The 21251-nt window shown below is 64.9% G+C and carries 18 protein-coding genes; 3 read left to right on the forward strand and 15 right to left on the reverse strand.

Annotated features, from left to right (window positions below; genetic code table 11):
- Nucleotides 1-131: 131 nt before the first annotated feature.
- From ACIQD6_RS35935 to ACIQD6_RS36005, 15 genes are all read right to left on the reverse strand, one after another.
- The gene (locus tag ACIQD6_RS35935; protein WP_401891212.1) at nt 132-758 is read right to left on the reverse strand and encodes a TetR/AcrR family transcriptional regulator; all 627 of its coding nucleotides are present in this window, start codon (nt 756-758) and stop codon (nt 132-134) included.
- Between the two features lie 377 nt (nt 759-1135).
- A complete protein-coding gene (locus ACIQD6_RS35940; RefSeq protein WP_401891215.1) occupies nt 1136-2815 on the reverse strand; it encodes an ATP-binding cassette domain-containing protein in 1680 nt (559 codons plus the stop codon).
- Nucleotides 2816-2857: 42 nt separating this feature from the next.
- Entirely contained in the window at nt 2858-4177 is a 1320-nt protein-coding gene (rfbH, locus tag ACIQD6_RS35945; RefSeq protein WP_401891217.1) for a lipopolysaccharide biosynthesis protein RfbH, read from the reverse strand.
- A 45-nt stretch (nt 4178-4222) separates the two neighbouring features.
- The gene (gene pabB, locus ACIQD6_RS35950) at nt 4223-6256 is read right to left on the reverse strand and encodes an aminodeoxychorismate synthase component I (RefSeq protein ID WP_401891220.1); all 2034 of its coding nucleotides are present in this window, start codon (nt 6254-6256) and stop codon (nt 4223-4225) included.
- On the reverse strand, nt 6253-7749 hold the full coding sequence (locus tag ACIQD6_RS35955) for a class I adenylate-forming enzyme family protein (protein WP_401891223.1): 1497 nt from the start codon (nt 7747-7749) through the stop codon (nt 6253-6255). Before ACIQD6_RS35955 ends, pabB begins: the two co-directional genes overlap by 4 nt.
- 42 nt (nt 7750-7791) lie before the next feature.
- Complete coding sequence (locus ACIQD6_RS35960; protein ID WP_401891225.1) at nt 7792-8739, reverse strand: NAD-dependent epimerase/dehydratase family protein; 948 nt, start codon at nt 8737-8739, stop codon at nt 7792-7794.
- The gene (locus ACIQD6_RS35965) at nt 8724-9959 is read right to left on the reverse strand and encodes a hypothetical protein (RefSeq protein WP_401891228.1); all 1236 of its coding nucleotides are present in this window, start codon (nt 9957-9959) and stop codon (nt 8724-8726) included. Before ACIQD6_RS35965 ends, ACIQD6_RS35960 begins: the two co-directional genes overlap by 16 nt.
- Nucleotides 9956-10504, reverse strand: coding sequence for a nucleoside 2-deoxyribosyltransferase (locus ACIQD6_RS35970; RefSeq protein WP_401891230.1), 549 nt, complete (start codon nt 10502-10504; stop codon nt 9956-9958). The genes ACIQD6_RS35965 and ACIQD6_RS35970 overlap by 4 nt, the downstream gene beginning before the upstream one ends.
- Entirely contained in the window at nt 10501-11166 is a 666-nt protein-coding gene (locus tag ACIQD6_RS35975; RefSeq protein ID WP_401891233.1) for a class I SAM-dependent methyltransferase, read from the reverse strand. Before ACIQD6_RS35975 ends, ACIQD6_RS35970 begins: the two co-directional genes overlap by 4 nt.
- A 91-nt stretch (nt 11167-11257) precedes the next feature.
- A complete protein-coding gene (locus tag ACIQD6_RS35980; RefSeq protein WP_401891235.1) occupies nt 11258-12745 on the reverse strand; it encodes a glycosyltransferase family 4 protein in 1488 nt (495 codons plus the stop codon).
- Between the two features lie 40 nt (nt 12746-12785).
- Nucleotides 12786-14294, reverse strand: a complete 1509-nt coding sequence (locus ACIQD6_RS35985) for a GNAT family N-acetyltransferase (RefSeq protein ID WP_401891237.1) — start codon at nt 14292-14294, stop codon at nt 12786-12788.
- On the reverse strand, nt 14225-14998 hold the full coding sequence (locus ACIQD6_RS35990; RefSeq protein WP_401891239.1) for a sugar phosphate nucleotidyltransferase: 774 nt from the start codon (nt 14996-14998) through the stop codon (nt 14225-14227). The genes ACIQD6_RS35985 and ACIQD6_RS35990 overlap by 70 nt, the downstream gene beginning before the upstream one ends.
- Before the next feature lie 59 nt (nt 14999-15057).
- Complete coding sequence (locus ACIQD6_RS35995) at nt 15058-16026, reverse strand: Gfo/Idh/MocA family protein (RefSeq protein ID WP_401891241.1); 969 nt, start codon at nt 16024-16026, stop codon at nt 15058-15060.
- Nucleotides 16023-17324, reverse strand: a complete 1302-nt coding sequence (locus ACIQD6_RS36000) for an NDP-hexose 2,3-dehydratase family protein (RefSeq protein WP_401891254.1) — start codon at nt 17322-17324, stop codon at nt 16023-16025. Before ACIQD6_RS36000 ends, ACIQD6_RS35995 begins: the two co-directional genes overlap by 4 nt.
- Nucleotides 17325-17376: 52 nt before the next feature.
- The gene (locus ACIQD6_RS36005; protein WP_401891243.1) at nt 17377-18498 is read right to left on the reverse strand and encodes a DegT/DnrJ/EryC1/StrS family aminotransferase; all 1122 of its coding nucleotides are present in this window, start codon (nt 18496-18498) and stop codon (nt 17377-17379) included.
- Between the two features lie 497 nt (nt 18499-18995).
- Between ACIQD6_RS36005 and ACIQD6_RS36010 the strand changes: the two genes are divergently transcribed.
- From ACIQD6_RS36010 to ACIQD6_RS36020, 3 genes are all read left to right on the forward strand, one after another.
- Nucleotides 18996-19310 carry a class I SAM-dependent methyltransferase gene (locus ACIQD6_RS36010; protein ID WP_401891245.1) on the forward strand — a complete coding sequence of 105 codons (315 nt, stop codon included), beginning with the start codon at nt 18996-18998 and terminating at the stop codon, nt 19308-19310.
- Nucleotides 19311-19481: 171 nt separating this feature from the next.
- Nucleotides 19482-19967 carry an SAM-dependent methyltransferase gene (locus tag ACIQD6_RS36015; RefSeq protein ID WP_401891248.1) on the forward strand — a complete coding sequence of 162 codons (486 nt, stop codon included), beginning with the start codon at nt 19482-19484 and terminating at the stop codon, nt 19965-19967.
- Nucleotides 19968-19975: 8 nt separating this feature from the next.
- Nucleotides 19976-20965 (forward strand): NUDIX hydrolase, encoded by a 990-nt coding sequence (locus ACIQD6_RS36020; protein WP_401891251.1) that lies wholly within the window; start codon nt 19976-19978, stop codon nt 20963-20965.
- The last annotated feature ends 286 nt before the right edge of the window (nt 20966-21251 follow it).

The following is a 21251-nucleotide window of genomic DNA, read 5'->3' on the forward strand; positions in this document are numbered from 1 at the left end:
GCTACGAACGCAAAGCCGAGCACTTCCTGGCCTTCACCAGCATCGCCTGCACCCTCATCTGCTACCGCAGACTCACCAAATGAGATGACCTCTTAGGTACTTCGACCGTGCCTGATGGCGCAGATACCAGGTCAGCCGTCGGTCGGTGCAGCATCGACGCCCGGGCCGCCCAGCAAGATCGAGCGCAGGTGCGCCCGCAGCGTCGCCCGAAGGCGTTCGACGCTGAGCGATCCGTGGGGCGTCACCGAGTCCAGAACCAGCCCGCCCAGGACCGCGATGAGCCGTTCGGCCTCCTCGGCCGGGTCGTACACCTCAAGAACGCGCAGGGCATCCGTGATGACCTGCCGCATGTCGGCGGCCATCTGTTCGGTCACCGGGCGGAAAATCGGATTCACCCGGGCGGCGATGATGAATTCTGTCAGCACAATCGCCTCGATGCGGCGTTCCTCGTCGACCGGCAGGAGTTCCTCCAGACGTGCCTGCAGGGCATCGACAGCGGATTCGCCCGCGAGTCCGGCCAGTACGTCGGACGGATACCGGGTGAGCCTCTCCCCCATGCGATTGCCGACGTTGGTCACAGCCGCCACGAGAAGGCTGCGGTGGTCATCGAAGTAATGGCGCACCGAACCGATGTTCAATCCCGATTCAACGGCGACCTTCCGCAGCGACAATCCGCTGAGGCCTTCGGCGACGAGGAGGCGAAACGCCGCCTCGATGACATCTTTGCGGCGCTGTTCGAGGTCAATCCGAGCTGGCATTTCAGCACAATATCACAGGCGTGACAAAACGTGAGCCACGCGTGCGCTGCCATTTTGATCCGGCTTCGGAGAGGCACTGCTGCAGGATCAGGAGAACCGCGCGCAGGACTTGCGCCCGACCGGGATCGGAACCCGATCAGTGGCCTCGGCCGGCAGTTCCGGCACTTCGGAAGCGAGCGGGCCCACTGACGGTTGCGCGGTCGCCCCAGGGCCACCCAACCGCCCCCGGCCGAACTACACGGCACTGTACGGGAGTTGCCGCCCGCCGCTCTACGCGCCCCGCGAGAACGGCAGACGGGCGCCACTGACCCTCAGGACACCTCACCCAGCGACATGATGGACAGGTGTCCATCTCCATATGAAATCAAGTGGGTTCGTCACCCACGATGCCGCACCACACGCTTCTCGTCCCACACCGGCTCCGGTGACTCGTAGACGGTGCCGTCGGAGCCGAAGACCAGGAACCGGTCGAAGTCCCGGGCGAACCAACGGTCGTGCGTGACCGCGAGCACGGTCCCCTCGAAGCCGCGGAGCGCGTGTTGCAGCGCCTCGGCAGAGACGAGGTCGAGGTTGTCGGTGGGCTCGTCCAGCAACAGCAGTGTCGTGCCGCCAAGCTCGAGGAGGAGGATCTGGAAACGCGCCTGCTGTCCGCCGGAAAGGGATTCGAAGGTCTGCTCCGCCGCACCCGCCAACTCGTATCGGGCCAGCGCCCGCGAAGCCTCCTCGCGCGGCAGCCCCTCCCGGCGCTCGTCGCCTCGGTGCAGGATGGACACCAGCGTGCGCCCTGCGAGGTCGGGCCGTCCGTGGACCTGCGCGAACCATCCCGGACGCACCCTCGCGCCCAGGCGCGCCACCCCCTCGTGCGACACCGGTTCGACCGGAAGGTCACCCACCGGCTCGTGTCCGGGCTCGGGGACGCTTCCGCCGGCGGCGAGCAGCCGCAGGAAGTGCGACTTGCCCGAACCGTTGGACCCAAGCACCGCAACCCGGTCCTCGAACCAGACCTCAAGGTCGAATGGCTTCATCAGACCGGTGAGTTCGAGGCTTTCACAGACCACAGCACGCTTGCCGGTACGTCCGCCGCGCAGCCGCATCGACAGATGCTGCTCGCGTGGCTGCGCGGGGGGCGGCCCCGCCTTCTCGAACCTGTCGAGCCGAGTCTGGGCGGCACGGTACCGCGAGGCCATGTCCGAGTTGTAGGAGGCCTTCTGCTTGTACATCTGCACGAGAGCCTTCAGCTTGGCACGCTCCTCGTCCCAGCGATTGCGCATCTCGTCGAAGCGCTCGAACCGCTCCACCCTGGCCTGGTGGTAGGTGTCGAATCCCCCGGGGTGGATCCAGGCGGTGTTACCCGCCGCGCCGAGCTCGACCGTGACAATGCTCTGCGCCGTGCGGGCGAGCAGCTCACGGTCGTGACTGATGTACAGGACGGTCTGCTGAGTTTCGATCAGGCGGTTCTCGAGCCACCGCTTGCCCGGAACGTCGAGGAAGTTGTCGGGCTCGTCGAGCAGCAGCACCTGATCAGGGCCGCGCAGCAACGCCTCGAGCACGAGACGCTTCTGCTCACCTCCCGAGAGCGTGTCCACGGCACGCCGCTGACACCGGTCGAAGGGCATACCGAGGGCCTCCGTGGAGCACACGTCCCACAGCACCTCGGCGTCGTACCCACCGGCATCGCCCCATTCGGCCAACGCGTTGGCGTACGCCATCTGCGCCGCGGCGTCCCCGCTCGCCTGCATGGCCGCTTCCGCCACGTCGACGGCCGCCGCGGCGCGTCGGATGCGCGGGTCCGCCACCGATAAGAGCAGATCGCGGACCTGGTCACCCTGGCAGGCGATGAACTGTCGCATGACGCCGAGGCTTCCGCTCCGGTTCACCGCTCCGCCATGAGGTGCCAGGTCCCCTGCGATCATCCGCAGCAATGTGGTCTTGCCGGACCCGTTGGCGCCGATGAGCGCGGCCTTCGTTCCCTCACCGACCCGGAACGAGATCTCATCGAGCAGCACCCGGCCATCCGGCAGGCCGTAAGAAATAGAGTTCACATCGATATATCCCACGGATGGGACCTTATCACAGTCGTGATACGATGTGCTCCGGTTTCACACCACCTCGCGCGTACGGCCCTTCACGAACTCGATGATGCTCTCCGCCAAATAATCGATCTTCTCGATACTCAGACCGGGGTAGACCCCTACCCAGAAGGTGTGGTCGGTAATGATGTCGGCATTGGACAGCTCGCCGGAAATTCTGTAGTCGCGCTCAAGGTAAGCAGGATGGCGGGTGAGATTTCCACCGAACAGCCGTCGTGTTCCGATGCGCCGCTGTTCCAGGAAGGCCACCAACTCCTGCCTGGTGAACGGCGCGTCCGGCAGCACGGTCAGAACAAACCCGAACCAGCTGGGGTCGCTCCCCGGGGTCGCCTCGGGCAGCACGAGACCAGGCAACCTGTCCAGCGCCTTTCGCAACTGATTCCAGTTGCGACGCCGGATCTCTCCGAATTCTGGCACCTTGCTCAGCTGACTGAGACCGAGCGCCGCCTGCAGATCGGTCGTCTTCAGGTTGTAGCCGATTTCGGAGAATATATATTTGTGATCGTAGCCGTGCGGAAGAGTTCCGAGCTGGTAATCGAAGCGCTTGAAGCAGGTATTGTCCTGACCGGGCTCGCACCAGCAGTCCCGGCCCCAATCACGCAGCTGCTCCACAAGCCGCGCCAGTTTCAGATCGTTGGTCAGCACGCACCCTCCTTCCCCCGTGGTGATGTGATGGGCAGGGTAGAAGCTGAGCGTGGCGAAGTGGCCGAAAGTACCGGTGAGCCGACCCTGGTACGTCGAGCCGACGGCATCACAGTTGTCCTCGACCAAGAAGAGGTCGTGCTTCTCGGCAAGTGCGGCTATCTCGGCGACCTGGTAGGGGTTGCCCAGAGTATGGGCCATCGCAATCGCTCGGGTGCGAGGGGAAACGGCCGTCGCCACCCGCTCGACCGTCGTGTTGTACGTGCCGAGCTCGACGTCGACGAACACAGGGACCAAACCGTTCTGGACGATAGGGTTCACTGTGGTCGGAAAGCCTGCGGCCACCGTGATGACCTCGTCCCCGGTGCGTAGTCGGCGGTCGCCGAGCTGCCGGGAACACAACGCCGACAGGGCCAGGAGGTTGGCGGAGGAACCCGAGTTCGTCAGATGGGCCTTCCGCAGCCCGAAGAGATTCGTCAGTCCCCGCTCGAACTTCCTCGCACTCACACCGGCGGCGATGCGCATGTCCAGCGCCGCGGCCACCAGGGCGACCCGGTCGTCCTGGTCGAGCGCCGCACCGGAAGGCCAGATAGGAGTGACGCCGCGAACGAATTCCTCTGCGGCACCGGTTTCACCGTACTTGCGGGTGAGCTCCAGAATTTGGTCTTTGTCGCTGTCTGCGGACACGCTGCCTCCTGATTTGTCACCTGTGGCTGTCTCGAACGCGCTCGGTCAATCGAGGCTCCCGAAGGCAGACTTCGGGGCGGCCGCCTTCACCAGCGTCTCGGCGTACTCCGCCTCCGGGTCCGACAGCAGTGTGATTGCACCTCCGACTCCGAAGGACGCGGAGTCCTTCTCGAGGACGAGGGTCCTGATCACCACGCTCAAGTCGGCGCACCCGTTGAGAGACACCCATCCGAGGACGCCGGCGTAGATGCCTCGCGGTTCCTCCTCCAGAGCAGCCAGAATCTCCATGCTGCGCAACTTCGGCGCACCGGTCATCGAGCCGGGCGGAAAGGCCATACGGATGCAGTCAACCGCCGCGACATCCTGCCGGAGCCTCGACTCGATGGTGCTCACCATCTGATGCACCGACGCGAAGGTGTGCACGCCGAACAACTCCACAGGACGTACCGATCCGATCTCGGAGACGCGGCTGAGATCGTTCCGCATCAGATCGACGATCATGAGATTCTCGGCCACCTCTTTCTCGTCGGTCGCGAGCTCCCGTTTCAGCGCCGCGTCCTCGTCCGCCGTGGCGCCACGCCGGCGCGTTCCCTTGATGGGGCTCACACGCACGGACCGGTCACCTCCGATGGTCATGAACCTCTCCGGCGACGCGGACAGCACGGAGAATTCCGGAGTCCGAAGGAACGCGCCGTAAGGAACCGGACTGGCTGTGCGCAGACGCGCGTAGGTCTCGGCAGCGTCGAACTCACCCGCTATGGAAGCGGCGTTCGTCAGGCAGAGTTCGTACGAGTCTCCGCTGGCCAGGTAGTCCTGGCACTTGAGGATCTTCGCCAGGTACGTCTCCTTGCTGTCCCGGAAGACAACCTCCTCCGGCACTGCGGGTGATCTCGGCTCCATGCCACCGGGAGGCGCGGAGATCACCTTCCGCACCGTGCGCGACGCGCTCTCGAACCACGCCTGCGCATCGGCGCGTTCCCCCAGCCCCCGGCCGGACGCGAAGAGGAGGTAGACCCTGTCCTCCAGGTGGTCGACGACCACATAGCGATCGGTGAGCAGAAAGCGGGCATCGGGAAGCCGAGAGTGCCGGGAGACGGCCATTTGCTCGGTGTCCGCCCTCAGTTCGTATCCGAAGTAGCCAACGAAGCCCGGTCGGAACGCGAACGGCAGCAGTTCCTCCCCGGCCACGCTGAGGAAGCGCTGCTGATCCTTCAGGAAGGTGAACACGTCGGCATCGACGTACCGCACCGAACCGTCGGACTCCGTCACCTCGACGCGCCCCTCGGCCACGCGGTAACTCGCCGTTGTCGAGCGGGCGTCAGGCAGCCCGCCGATGATGGAGAACCGCGCCTGGTCGGTATCGGAGCTGTCGAGCCAGAAGCTCTCCGTCGACGACCCGCAGAACGCTTCGAACAACGCCCGTCCGTCGGCCTTCCCCTCTACGCACACCCATGTGCAGTCGACTGCACCGTTGCGGTCCGTACGATCGGCCGATGTGTTCCTGCCCTCCGTAATGATCTCGGCAAAGTTACGCAGGAGAAGCCGTCCGTCGTCGCTGAGAACCGACTCCGGGTGGAACTGAACGCCCCACACCGGCCTGTCGCTGTGACGGATCGCCATGGGGACACCGTTCTCGTCCTCGGCAATGACCTCCAGCGGCTCTTCCACGCCCGAGAGGGCCAGGGAGTGGTACCGGACCGCGGTAAACTCCTCGTCCATTCCGCGGAACAGACGGTCTTCGCCGTGGCGGATCCGGGACGACCTTCCATGCATGATCCTGGGCGCCGGCCCGACCTTCGCCCCGTAGACGCTGCCGATGAGCTGATGCCCGAGGCAGACACCGAGAATCGGGAGGTCCACGGACGTCGCGATGGTGCGTGATATTCCCACGTCGGCAGGTACATCGGGACTTCCGGGTCCCGGCGATATCACTATGCCGTCGAAGTCTTCCATGGATATGGATGCCAGCGGGGCGTCGTTCTTGACGACCACGCATTCGACATCCGGGAGTTCGCTCAGGTACATCCAGATGTTGTAGGTGAAGGAATCGTAGTTGTCGACGAGAAGAATGCGGGTCATCGAACCATTCCATGCTTTTCGTTGCCGAGTACAGAACTCAGCTTGTGCCTCATGATCTTGCCGCTGCCGGTGCGTGGAATCTCCGAAACAGGCGTCCAGAGTTTGGGGACTCGAAAAGGGTCCAGGTGCCGGCGAAGTTGCGCCCTCAGCACGGCGAAGGATTCTTCCGGCTCCCCGGTCGACGGATTCATCACCACGAGCGCGGACAGTGTGGAAACACCGTCGACCAGGGGTGCGAGTACGGCGCAGTCCTCGACGCCCGCACAGCTCCTGATGGCCGATTCGATCTCCACCGCCGACATGGAGATTCCACCGGCATGCACGAAGTCGTCGGTGCGTCCGACGACCACCAGGCCGCCGTTGTCGGCCCAGTACCCGAAGTCCTTCGTCTCCAGCCAGCCGTCGGCCAGTAGCTCTTCCGTCCCGTTCACGGTGACCGCATGGCTCGGAATGGTCGGCCCGGTGACCCACACCGCGCCGATCTTCTGTTCCGAACCAGACATCGGGAGAGGGTGACCGGAGTCGCTCCGCAACTGCACCGCATAGCCGGGGCAGACGAAACCGGCGGTCCCCGCGGCCCGGCGCGTCACTCCGTTCGCGCAGAAGGCGTTGCCCACTTCCGTGGAGCCGATCTGGTTCAGTACCGGGACCTGCCAGCGGTCCTCCAGCCGATCCACGACGGCGTCAGGGAGCGGTTCCCCCGCGGACACGATGGCCCGCAGCGCCGCCGGGCGTTCCACGGCCGAACTCTCGATGTGGTCGGCGAGCTTGGCCAGCGCCGACGGAACGGAGAATGCCAGGGTGGCTCCGTACCGGTGCAACGAGTCGACGAACGTCTCTTCGTTCCTGCGTTGCCTGTTCAGCACGACCGAGGCACCGCTGAAGAGCGGGTAGACGAACTGGTTGTTGAATCCGTAAGTGAAATAGTATTGCGAGAGCGAGACGATGGTGTCGGTCGCTCGTATATCCAGGCCGTTCTTGCCGCCCACTGCTTCGTGGAAGAATCTCAGGTCGGCACTCGTATGTGCCACGGTCTTCGGAGTTCCGGTCGTGCCCGAGCTGTACAGGTAGTACCGCGAGGCCGTCGTCCCGTCCCGGTGGCCGTGGGGGACGGCCGGAATCCGGGAGTTGCGGCCCTCGATGTGCAACGCGTCGTCACGATACGAGATCACGAACCTGGTGGGCAGAATCTCCAGCATCCTTGAATGCACAGGCGCTGCCAGGTCCGGATTCACCACCAACGGAACTGCACCGACGGCATGCACGGCAAGGAAGGCGGGCATCCATTCGGGCCGGTCGCCCACCAGGAACCCGACATGATCACCTGGACCGATCCCACGGTCCAGAAATTCGTCGGCGAGTTCGCGGACCCGAGCGTGGATTTCTCTATGCCGATGGATTGCACCCGTTTGTTCGTCTACGACAGCGGCCGTATCAGCCCAGCCGCCCTCCTCAGCTAGCCGCGCGGCCAGAATGGATGTATTGCTGAACACAACTCTCCCCGTTTCCCTGGATATTTCCTGGTACGGACTGAATCAGCCGAACGCAGCCTCCGTGCTTTCGCGAGCCAGGGCCGTGTCTATGGAATCCGTCAGGGTGAAGCGCCTCGTCCAGCCGAGGTGTGATTCCGCACGTGCGATGTCGGCGCACTGCCACTGCGACCCGATGCGCAGACCGCCGGGACTGTGCCCGAACCGATAGGGAATCCCGGTCCGCGCCGCGAAGGCGTCGAAGAGCTGCCTGATGCTCGTCGCGGTCCCGGACGCCGCGTTGTAGGCGGCCACCGCCGGCCCCGGACGTCCTGCGGCCAGACTCACCAGACCCGCCACGTCCCTGACATCGATCAGGTCCCGCGCCGTCTCCGGGAGCGGAACGTTTGCCACCACCTGGTCCGAGCCCACTTCCGCCGCGGCTCGGTACAGCCCGACCGCGGAGGCCCAGATCCCGTTCGTGCCATGACCTGTGCCAATCACGTTGAAGGCACGGATCAGCGTCACCGGCCTGTTCATCCGGTAAGCCGCGCGGACCAGGTGGGAGGCTCCCGCGGTCTTGGACTTCCCGTACGCCGTCAAGGGAGCCAGAACGCTCGATTCACTCACCCGTACGCCCGGGGTGGAGTCACCGTATTCGTGCGACGACCCGAGGTGCAGGATCGACTCCGTCGTCCCCGACCGTTCGCATGCTTCCGCGAGGCGGCACGGCCATACGACGTTATCTCGGCGCACCACCGAGGGGTCGGTGGACCAGGCGGCACCCACGGCATTGACGATCGCGGCGGGGCCGCAGTGCCGCAGGAATCGGGACAGCGCGAGGGACGACCAGTCGTCTCCGGAGTAGTAGGGGCCGCCGACATCTCCGGGGCCGCCAGTCGCACGCCCGTACCGATCCACCCCTATGCAGCGCCACCCGTCCGCGCCCAACGCCGCGGTCACACACCTTCCGATGAACCCCTGCGCACCGAAGACGACTACGGTCCTGGCCATGCTGCCCCATCACTTCGCCGCGCCGCGCGGGCCGTCTCGAGTACGACCTCCGCAGCCGTCTTCGCGCCGTCCGCCCCCACTTTCTCCACGAGGCCCGTCCAGATGTCGGCAGGGAGCGCCAGGCACTCCGGGATCGCTTTCTCCAGTTGCCCCCGGATGGACAGACGCGTGGCGTCCGAGCGGTGGCGAAGACCATCCGCGATCGCCTCGTAGACGTAGTCGTTGCCAGCCGCCTCGGTTTCCGCCGCCTTCTGCCCGGCGACCGCTTCGTCGACGACGTCGGTGGGCCACTTCACACCGGTGTGGGCCCCGGTCGCCATCCTGTGGATCTCTGCCTGCTGGAACCCGGAGACGTTCTGCGGTGGCATACGGATCAGTGGCGTCCCGCAAGAGCTTGCCTCCAGCAGGCTCATCAGCCCCGGCTGGCTGAGGCAGAGCGCGCTCTCCGCGATGCGCGTGCGGTACTCGCTACGGGCCAGCGGACCGAAGCTGAATTCCGCACGCCCCACGTACGGGGCGACGAGGGCGTCCAGATCCGCTTGCGGGGTGTTGACGGCTATGAGGATGCTCTCGAAGCCGGTTTCGATCAGCGCCTCGATGGCTCCCGGAAGTACCAAGGACGGGTAGATCGTGGTGTCCCGCATGGTCAGCCCGAGCATTCCGCCGAGTGTGACGATGGCTCTCCGGTTTCCCTCCGCGTATCGGTAGGTGTGCCGCGTCGTGGCTTGCGGCTGCCACGGAACCACCGCGCCGATCCACTGCAGGTTGCGGATGCCCCGCATCCAGTCGAGGGTCTGCTGGGACAGCCCGGGGAGCCTCAGGGCGAGGTAACGGCTCACCTCCAGCGGCGGCACGGCAAGGTCCGCACCGTGCCACAGGAAGGGCATGAGGTCGACGAAGACGGTGCGCACACCCGCTGCTTCGAAAGCGCGGGCGGCGAACCCGTCCAGCGTCACGAGCGCCACGTCGAGATCCTTCGCGGCTGCCGCCCGCGTCAACGCCTCGTAGTCCGAGCCGTCGAACTCGCACCACTCGTCGACGACGTTCCGCATGAGGGACCGTCCGTACTCGCTGCCGAAAGCGACGACTTGGCAGTCGCCAGGCACCGTTCGCCTGATCTCGCTGATGACGGTCTCCAGCGCGGCATGCGGCCCCCAGCCGAAATTGACGCCCAGGATGCCGATCCGGACACCGCCGGGGGTCGGGCTCGACGCGTTCACTGCGCTCCTCCCAGCGAGCGGAACTTCAATGCGCGTTCAACGTCCGCGCTCTCCCAGAAACGGTCCGACTGGCGGTACTTCGCGCCGAGGTCGAATGCCAGGGAACACGCCTTCTCCACGACCGCCGGGCTGCCCAGGTCTCCTTCGACCACTTCCAGTTCGAGCAGGGTGCCCATGCCCCTCAGCATGGAGGAGAGCGAGCCGAAGGACGTGGTGACCAGGACCGTGGGCCGGCGGGTCGATGCCGCGTACCCCAGCTCGAAGGCCACTCCGGCCGAAGGTTCGTCACCGACGAGTGCACACAGGCTGTCGGACGCGTGCAGGGCACGGAGATCGTCCCGCATGCAGTCCTCGGGCGGCAGCCCTGCGGCGCCCCACTCCTCGTTCATGTGCGAGCTGAAGACCGAAGCACCCAACTCTGAGAGCCGTGTGTGGTAACTGAGAATTTCAGCCTTCCGCTCCGGCAGGAACACATCCTCGCGTACATAGTTTCCGAAAGGCGCCGCAAGGAACACCTTCGGGCCGTGGACAAGGGAACCGCTCATTCGCTGACCGCCTTCACTACGATGCTTCCGCCGAATCGGCCCCGCTCCTGACCCGTCACGTAATCCCGGAAGCCGATGCTCGCAATCTTGAGCCCGGACTCCCGAAGCATCCAGGCCACTTCGGACGGGCTGAACAGATGAACCGGGGTGTGCAAAACTTCCTCGCTGTCCCGGTACGCCGCCGTGAAATCCCCACCGCCGGGCAGCACACGGTCCCTGGCCATGTTGCGGATCACGCTGAGCAGACCGTAAGTGGCAGCGTTGTAACGGTTGTTGACATCGAAGACGAACGCACCGCCGGGCTTCATAAGGCTTCTGATCTGCTTCAGGCCCGCTACCAGTTGTGTCTTCGGAATGTGGCCCAGGACATTCGACAGACAGATCACCAGATCAAAGCGCTCTGATAATGCTCCCGGCAGCTCGGGCGCCCCGAGAGGCATCGCCAGCACCTGGGCACTGGGGCAGTTCCGCTGGGCGAGAACGGCCATCTCAGGGCTCTCGTCGATGGCGGCGACGCGATGGGGACGGATCTCCGAGACCACGCGCTGTAGACGTTCACCGGTACCGGTTCCCACGTCCAGCAGTGCGAGACCCTTCCGGTTCCCGGCTGCTGCGGCTATCTCCTTCTCTACCTCGTGGAAATAGCCGGTATGGCGCTCCAAGTACGTTGCGTAGCCGCGTGAATAGGCGTCGTAGAACCGCTTCGACGTCACTGAGGTGGTCCGAGGTGTGGAACCCTGCGACATTCGTCTCCTAATTCCGGATGTATCCAAGGCAACTCTCGATGTCGAAGCGCCCCCAGTCCGCGGCATGCTCCAGTCCGGCGGCGACGGTGGCCTTCGGCAGGTCCTCGGTCGCCCGCAGCACGAACTCGCACACCTTTCGCAGCTCCTTGACCGGCACGCCACTGGACCAGGCCAGGTAGTAGAAGGCCTGTGCTCCGTGCCCGAGCGCACGGAAGTCCGCATCCGCCGTCGACAGCACGAGGTCCTCGACCGCCCGCGGCATTCGCCAGACGTCGTCCAGGGTGGGGTTCCGCCCCGCGAGTACGGAGAGCTCCTCCCACAGAGCCGCGGTGATCATGTCCCAGGGCATGAATTCCCGTGCCTGACCGGTCGCCACCAGTTCCGCGTAGAGCGCTGTGTACTCCGATGCCAGCGAACGATTGGACAGGCGCTCGGACAGGGGACGCGCGGCCGCGACGAGGCGCTCCCGGGCATCAGGGTCGAACCACAGGCTCCGCAGCGCCTGCGCGATCAAACCACCGTCCGGCGCGTCCACGTACAGCGCGCCCAACTCGCCTCCCAGGTACTCGCTGATGCCACCGGCCCGGGTGGCGATCACCGGACAACCGGCGGCCTGGGCCTCTACGTTGACCAGGCCGCCACCCTCCGACTTCGAGGCGACGACGGTGGCGAACGCGCCCTTCAGCAGGGAAGCGGCTTCCTCGATCGGCACCTCCCCGATGAAGTGGACGCGGGAGCTCAGACCGAGCCGGTCGGCGTACTCCTCCAGTGCGGCCCGCTCACTGCCGTCGCCGGCCACGACGAGCTGGAGCTCCGGGATCTCGTCCTTCAGGAGGCTGATCGCCTCGATCGTCCTGTCCACGGACTTGGCGGGCTCAAGACGTCGCAGCGACAGCACATAGGGCCCCCGGGCGCCCGCACTCCGGTGGGGTTCCGCGTTGCTGAACAGTTCGTGGTCGATACCCACGTAGAGCGTCGGCACCGGGGCCCTTTCACCGACTATCAGCTCGGTCTGCCGTGCGAGGTCGTCCGACGCCCCGTTCAGCAGATCCGCCCGCCGCATGGCCGGGAGAACGAAGTCCCGCCCGGTCAGCCAGACGAGCCGCGGATCGGGATCGACCACGTCGGGAATGTCGTAGCCGCCGACGGTCTGGATGACCGGCACGTGCCACAGACAGGCCAGGAGCTCAGCCACCATCGGAAGCGGCCGACGCAGGCCGACGACGTGGATGACATCCGGTTTCCGGACGCTTCGGATGAATTCCTGCAGCTCGGCCGTGAGTGCCTGGAAGTCGGAGGGCAGCACCGGATTGGGAACCCGGTATATGCGCACGCCATTGCGCACCTCTTCCTTCGGCGTGGTGTCGGGCACGTGCCGCGTCAGCACGTCCACGTGGTGTCCACGTGCGACCAGCTCCGCCCCGAGTTGGTCGATGGGGTCCTGTGCACCACCGGTCACCGGGTAGTACACGCTGCACACGAATAGAATGTTCACTGGCTCGAACTCCTCGTCCTACCGGCCGGCCTTGCCGAGCTCAGCGGTTGGCCTTGTAGCGCTTCCCCTTCAAGCCGTGGACCTCCTCCACCGGGAATCGGTCGATGTTGACGGCCAGCTTCTTGTCCGCCGCCTCGATCAGGTCGAAGTCGCAGTAACGCGAGAAGCGGATCAGGTAGTTGAGGATGTCCGCGGCCTCGAAGGACAGCTTGTTCCTGAACTCCCGGTCCGTGCGAAGCAGTTCGACGACGTCGACCTCGCTGAGCCACTGGAGTTCAGCCAGCAGTTCGCCGGCCTCGCCGCCGACCGCCATCGCGAGGCTGCGTGCTTCTTCGAGCTCGTCCCAGCCCCGGTTCTGAACGAACGTCAGGAAGCGCTCGGTGTAAGCCTTCAATCGGTCAGAGTTGCGACCCAGATGAGTGGTCTCACCGGCAAGCCAACCCCACTGCGCGGCTACCCTTCCCGCGGAATACGCTTCCGGGAGCAGCCCCTCCAGCGTCCACATCTCGCTCTGGAAGGCAGTCACCACCGCCGGATCCACGTGCTGGTGGGTGTACAGCTTGTGCGTACGTCCCTGGGCCCAGGACTGGGCGAACCTGAGGGTTTCCTCGAGCGCGCACTGTGACGTTGCGCTCAGCGGCATCAGCTTGACCGCGCCACCCTTCTTCGGTCCGAACGCGACGACGGAACTGAGAACGTCGGTTGCGTAACCGAGGAATATCTCCTTGTACTTGGACTCCACCTCGCGCGAATTCCGCCGCTCGTGCCCTGCCACCAGGGCGCGGACGAAGTCCTCGTCTATGCCGTCGACAAAGGCATCCATGCGGGAGGTCAGGAACCCTTCGAGCTCCTCGTACTTGGACGGGGAGTACTCCTCGAACTTCAGCGGCTCCCGTACCGTGCCGGCCTCGTCACCGTCGATGTCATAGTAGATCGCGTGTTCCACGACGCCGGGACGGTACTGGCTGTTCGACTGCGAACCGCACGTCCAGCCGCGGTTCAGGTAGAACGTTTCGATCCAGGAACTCGGCTCGGCAACGGTGCCGTAGAGCTGCCGGATACCGCGCTCCTTCGCCACCTCGACGGACTTCGCGAGCAGTGCGGATCCGGCGCCGTTGGAGCCGCGGAAGTCGGGGTTGACGATGAGCGGGCTGATCTTCATCGTGCCCTGGCGCTTTTCGGCAATGTTCATGACGCCGACGACCTCGCCGGCGGCTTCGGCGACGAAGACGTGCTGAGTCTTCGAGAAGTGGCCCACAGGATCCGCACCACCGCCGAGGTGTGCGTCGATGATGCGATCGGCCTGCGCGACGTGATCACCGTCGTAGTTCCGCCTGAGAGAACCGTGTAGGAGGCCCTGGATGACCGCTCGGTCCGCTTCCGTGGCGTCCCTGATGACGATCTTGTCGAGCTCTTCGGACGAAGTGTCGCTGATGTCCTGCTGAACAGTCAATTTCATCTCCCTGATGTATCGCGGAATTAGGCGAGTAGTTGCCGACGGGCGATCGCGGCGTCGACCAGGCGGTCGGGGGTACCTACGTCGAACCACCCGGCTTCCTCGGGAACTGCGACTGCAGTAAGGCCTCCGTCGTCGATGTAGGACTTGAGCAGAGACGTCACTTCCAATTCACCCCGACGTGATGGAACGATGGACTCCAGCCTCTTCCATATCGATCCGTCGAAAGAATAAAGACCCGTGCACACCTGACTGTTGTGATGCACGTCGGCCTTTTCTTGAACGCTGATGACCGTTCCGTTCGCAGTGCTCTCGACAACCCCGAAATCCTTTGGATCGGGGTGTTCGATGACCGCGACCGCAGCGCTGCATCCGGTGTCTTCAGCCTGCGTGAGGATCTCTCCTGCCCAGGTCGAACTGTGCACGTACAGGGTGTCCCCGAGCGCAACGACGATACGTTCGTACCCTTCGGGTTCCAGATACTCCCGGGCACAGGTGATGGCGCCGGCGATTCCATTCGGCTCTTTTTGGACCACCGTCCGGATTTCAATGTCAGCGTATCCGAGCCAGGCCGGAATGCTTTGGTAAATCTCTTCGTCCGGCGCGTTGCAGACAAGCACCAGAGTATCGACACCGCATTCCGTCATCACATCCATGGAAAATGCGATCGCTGGCCTGTCGTAAACCGGAAGGAGATGTTTGTTGACTACACGTGTCGCCGGGAACAACCGGGATCCGGTGCCCCCTACCAGCACGATTCCGGCAACTCGTTCTTTGACAGGGTTCGTTGCCCCCATTGCTACCGCCTTCTGGCCCGCAGCGGGACCGTGGTCGATCTACGGTCGAGAGGTGTGGGTTACGCGAGAGTCGTTGCGGTTACTTCTCCCAGCGTGGCTATGCGGCGCAGAATGGCCGGACAGTCGACCAGCCCTGCCTCCTTCGAGTCCCGCAAGTGCCCCATGCCTGCGGTCAGGCACGCCCGCGTCGCATTGGTGGGCTCGGAGGTCGCGACGACGGTCGGCTCTTCTCCGTCCGCCCTTCTCGCGACGACCACGCCCGGGGTGTCCACCCGCGGCGAGAACGCACGGAGCAGTTCCAGACGCCGGTAAGGGTCCGCGATGACGACGCTGTTGGCATAGGAGTCACCGATAGCCCACGAGCCGGTGTAGGTGAAGGTCCGCCCGCCGATCGGTCGCCTCGTGATCGCCGCGCCGCCGTCGGTCTCCGAGTCCTCGAACAGCAGCGCTCCGATGTCGAAGTCTTCGGCGACAGCGCCGAGCCGCACCAGCGCATCGACGCAATAGGTCCCCAGGTCCGCGGCGGCACCTCCGTGCCGAGGATGCCGGCGAAAGTCCGTCGGTTCACGTCCTGGGATGCGGAACACCGCGGACACGGTCACGGAGTCCGCCCAGTTCTCGACATGCACCCGGGCGAGGAAATCGGTCCAGCCGGGATGGTACGGGTAGGAAAGACATTCGAAGACCGTGAGGTCGCAGGCACGAGCCATCGAGTCCAGCTCGCGGGCCTCCGCAGCCGCCAGCGAGACCGGCTTCTCCACCAGCACGTGTTTCCCGGCGGCCAGAGCCGCCCGGCAGTCGTCGAAATGACGGCCGGTCGCACTGGAGACATAGACGGCGTCGACGTTCGGACGGGCCAGCACCGCCTCGCGGTCCATGACCTCGATCCCGTCGATCGGTACGGCCGAGCGAGGGCTCCCTGGATGATCGCTCCCCACGAGAAGAGGACCGTCGGTGCCGTTGAGTTCCCGGAGCAGTGGAGCGGTCCTCCGGCTCAGGTACTCGGAGTTTCCCAGCGCCGCGATCATGGTTTCAGGGTTCCTCTCGCGATGAGACCCTTGATCATCGTCAGACAGGTGCGCAGCTCGACACTGAGCCGGTCGCCGTGTTGGCCGAGCACCTCCAGCTCTTTCAGGGTGGTCCACGGGCCGGCCGGCTGCTCCTCAACGGCGTCGGGAAGCAGCCCCAGCTGATAGGTGGCGATGGCGCCACGGAACCGGCCGCCCTCCTCGGCATGAACCGCGGAATAGATTTCGCGGCAGCGGACCAGACCCGACGATTCCGCGATCATCGATCGGCGCCGCAACTCCGTGGTGTGGTCTGCGATATCGCCTCGCTGGAACCGCGCCTCGAGACTGGGTCCGCGGAGAGATCCGATCCGGACTCGTTCCGAGACGAGCAATTCCGGGCCGTCGGGTCCGGGCCGGATCAGCAGCGTGCACTGACCCATGCCGACCGGTGCCAGCAGCGGCTGGTCCCAGGATGCGACCTCACGGCCTTGTCCTCCGACGCGGCAGCCCACGATGGAGAAAAATCGACCCTGCCGGTGCTCGATGCTTTCCGCTATTTGCCAGTGCGACAGGCTGTCCAGCGGCACGAGTTCCGGGTTCGAGCCCGCCGATGTGCGATCTTGTCCGTCCGGCAGCGGTCTGCTCGTCACCGGGACGGGGTCGTTCAGAGACGTCGTGGCCTCCAACGGCCACATGGACAGGACCGACCGCAGGTCCATATTGAGAAGGCGGCTTTCCAGCGCCGCCTCCAGCAGAACCGGTATCGGCACCCAACTGCTTTCCGGGACGGTCCGAGCGATATCGGCGGCTTCCTGCACGTCGAGCAGGACTATGCGATTTCGGTTTACCTTTCCGAGAAACCACGACTCCTGTTCGCGTTGCACGGAATCGGCAAGCGTGCACACTTCCTCCGACAGTGCGATTTCAACAGCCGGAACACGATTTCCGCCATGTGCGGCTTCGTAGTTGCTGCGCGTGGCCTGCACGGTGGGTGCGACTTCGATGCCGTCCGGCGTGCCCGGCTCGAATTTGAAGGTGATCAGGCCGTGGAACTGACCTTCGAACTGTGCGACGAAGAGGCACAGCATTCCGACTTCGCTCTGCTCGATGAGCGGCTGCTCGACTGGATGATTCGTATCCGACAGGTGTCTTGCGCCAACGATCCGGAAGAATCGGCCTGTCTCGTGCGCCAATGCCCCATCTTCCCCGATAGACCACGACCTTAATTCGGCCAACGGAACGGGAAAAGCACTGGCAGTCAGCAAATTACGCCGCCGTAAGCACTCCGAGCGCAGGTTCCGTACTGTACCGATCATCCTGAGTGCTGGTTTTGTGAATGCCACGTGTACTCCCCCATTGTGTACGCATTCAGGCCACGCATTCGCTTAGCCGGTCGCAGACGTAGTCGATCTCGCCGAGGCTGATCAGCGGATGGATCGGGAGACAGATAACGTCTCGGGAAAAGCGTTCTGCCACGGGTGTGCGGCGAGTAGCGCCGAGCGGAAATTCACCGAGTGGCCTGAAGTAGATTTCGGATTCGATTCCAGCGGAATCGAGTTCCTTCCGTACGCGTTCCCGGTCCTTGACCAAAACGGGCACGGCGAAGCCCCCGGACTGATCGGAGTCATCGGCTTCCCGCACGAGTTCCACCGGCGAGCCGGCCAGCCGCTCCCGGTAGCGACGCACGATCGACCTGCGCTTCTGCAGCTTGCCCTGCAGGCCTTCGAGCTGCGCGAGACCGACCGCCGCCGCGATGTCGCCCATGTTGTACTTGAACCCCAGCTCGGGGATGTCGTACGGATTCCCCCAGGACCGGGCGCCCATGTCGATCCCGAGTCTGCGCAGTCTTTTCGCTCGCTCCGCGGAGGCGGCATCGGGGAAAGTGACGCATCCGCCTTCACCCACGGCGAGGGATTTCGTCGCGTGGAAAGAATAGGCTTGAATATGCGGTGACTCGCTCATCGGACGTCCCCGCCACATCGATCCGATGGCGTGGGCACAGTCTTCGACGACCGTCACTCCGTGTTTTTTGGACAGCTCGTTCAACCCTGCTATGTCGCAGGGAATCCCCGAGTAGTGCACGGCGATGACGGCGCTGACATCCGGCTCGGTCTCCAGGATTTCCCGCACCGACTCCAGATCGATGTTTCCCGTTGCTCGTTCGATGTCGGCGAGAATCACCCGACACTGATGCTGAAGTGCCACTGATGCTGTCGAGACGAACGTATTGGCGGGAACTATGATGGCGCTACCCTTGGGTACTTTTGCCACAACGAGCGCAAGATGGAGAGCTGCGGTGCCGGAATTCACGGCGACCGGATGCTTACCAAGCACATCAGCGCTTGCTAACTCTTGCTCAAACCTCTTCGTGACGGGTCCGAGTCCGATCCAGCCGGATTCAAGAACCTCTCGGAGACGATCCAAAGAGGACGTCTCCACCTGTGGTCGGTACATTCTGATTTCGCTCTTCGGCGGGACATGCTGCGTCACCACCCACCCCCTTCGCCACTTTCGCGGCGATACTCCAGATCAAAACTTCACCCCGTGCGCACACACCTATGCGCCCATCAATAGATTCCCCCTCGCGCCGTCGCGGTCCGGCGAGTTGATCACACTCTATATCGCCTGTGATAAAACGTAAAGCTTTGGTATTTCCTGCAGGTCACAAGCCCGCGTGACCTGCATCTATTCGACTCGTCAAGAGTGCTGCACGGCCCTCGGCGCGCTGCCGCCCGTACCCCGACGGAGCGCACGACCCGCCTCTCCCGGCTGCTGCGCGGGCCCTCGGTGCCGTCGGCAGCCGGCCCGCTGCCGACGGCACCCCGTCGCGGAAGTGAAGCCTGGGGGGGGGCCGCGCATGCTCGAAGTTCCGCCGTGCGAGCGGAACTTCGAGCGGCGGCACAGTCAAGAGGGGTCGGGTGCGGGTACCGGTTCGGGTGCAGTTCCGACACCGGCTCTGCATGCCTCTACGAAGACCCGGCGAGCCGATGCCGGTAGCGTCGTGGTGCGGCGGCCGTCCACCCCTGACGGTCTGGCGGCTACAGCTCGCCGGCAATCGCACTCTCGTCGACCACGTCGGTCCGGGAGCTGAGAGGGCAGCACTCGATGTCGGCTGCGGAACGGGTGAGTTGGCCGGTCATCTTCATGGCCGCCTCGGCAATACCGTCACCGCGATCGACTGCTCCCCGACCGGCCTACTCCCTCATCACTTTGCCGCCTCGTGTTCCGCTGGATGCCCGACGAAGAAGCCTTCCTCAACCGCGTCCGCCTCCTTCGGGCCCCCGGCGGCGTGTTCTGGGTAGCCACCTCCTGCACCATCCAGCCGAAGGACCGGCACAAGCCTGGGAGCTGCCCTCGGCCGATGTCGAACTCCTGACAGCGAACTGGTCCAGCGTTCAACACAACTCTTCCCGGCACCTTCCACTGCTTCGCCCTCCGCCCCTGACTCTCATCCCGAGAACACGGAGCCGACGATGACGCCAGAAGACGTCAACGCCCAGAGCTGGCGGCAAAACGGCCAACGGCAACTGGAGCGGGGCTATATGTCACCGATCCCTCAGCAGATCGCATGGGGGCCGTGGGACGGCGTGGGCCCCGGTGACGCGGCACTCGGCAACATCACGGGCAAACGCCTTCTCGACATCGGATCAGGGGCCGGCCACCACGCCGTACACCTCGCCCAGCGGTACGGCGCCCGGATCGACGCCATCGAGCTGTCCCCCACCCAACACGAGCGCGCCGTCACACACCACGGACACATCGACGGAGTCGCTTTCCTGCTCGGCGACATGGTCACGCACCTCCACCAAGCACAGCCGTACGAAGGCGCCTACGCAATCGGCAGCCTCCCCTACCTCGACCCGACCCGCAGCCTTCCCGCACTCCGTGGCGGGCTGCTGCCCGGCGCCCCGCTCGTGTTCTCCGCCCTGCACACCAATCTGCACGGCACACCGCTTTGACGTCACTCATGCCACGGCAGGAGATGATCCAACTGCGCGACACGGAGCCGATCCCGGTCAACCGGTGGGTACTCACCAGCCAGTTGTGGGAAGCCCTCCTGACCGAGCACGACTTCACCGGCGAGGCCGTCGAACTGCTGACCGCCCCCGACCCGCAGAGCCAGGTGGCCCATCAGCTCATCACCGCCCGCCGTCAGTGCCACTCCACGCGCCGGGTCACCAGCCGCCCCCGAAGCAGCAACCCGCCGCCAGCCCATGCGGCGCTCGGAGTCGGTGCCATCGTTCACGGTCCGAGGGGCATCCTGCTCGGCCGCCACCGCAAGGGCACCTGGGAACTGCCCGGAGGCTCCGTGGAGGCCGGCGAGTCGCTGAAGGAAGCGGTGGTACGCGAACTGGCGGAAGAATCCGGACTGCACGCCCAACCCCAGAACGTACGGCTGTTGGGCACGCTACTGGACCACGTCCAGGGCGTCGTACGGATCACCGTGGCCGCGGTCGTCGAGACCTGGCACGGAGAGCCCGCCGACCAGCCGGACGAGAGCGTCGGCTCCTGGCAATGGTGCGCCCTCGACCGCCTCCCACATGGGTTGTTCGACTGCAGCAGCCAGATCCTCACGACATGGCGACCGGACCTCCCCATCGACCACCTGCCCGCCGACTTCACTCCCTTTGCAACTCATGAGAACAGTCCGCCCAGGAAGCTCAGGTCCAGTGACCACTCCCCAGGGACGCCCCCACCCCGTTCCCCACACGAGTACGTCAGAGCGCTCCCCCACCTCACCGCGTACGCATGCCTCTACGTCCGCGACCAGCACGACCGCCCCGTGCAGCTGCGTTCGGTGTACGAAGAGCACAGCGAATGGGCGGTGCACGACTGGGGCCACTGGGAACAGATCATGCACCCGGACAGCTTCACCCGCCTGCGGGCCGTCGAGAATGCCCGGCTGCGAAACGGTCCCCGCCTCCTCATCACCGGCAGCTCGGAACCGGAACTGTGAAACCTCGCCTTCCCGCACCCGTTGGGAGCCTTCACTAACGGTGCAGGAAAACGGCGCCTTCGGGACTGATTTCCTGGCTTGTCGTGGTACGGCAACGGGAGCGCCCCAGAGGGCGTGAGCGGTACGTGCAGCGTGCCCGGCTTCGCGCCCCGCTGCGCCGAGCCCGAGCAGGCCGGCCGCCCGGACCAGGAGGACAGCGTGCGGCTGACGGTAAGCGGTGGCCGGGGCCTCCCGGTCACCGCTTGCCGTCCACGTCGGCCTCCGCCTTGAGGACGTACCAACGCAG

This window comes from Streptomyces sp. NPDC088400, assembly GCF_044753355.1.
Taxonomy (GTDB): Bacteria; Actinomycetota; Actinomycetes; order Streptomycetales; family Streptomycetaceae; genus Streptomyces.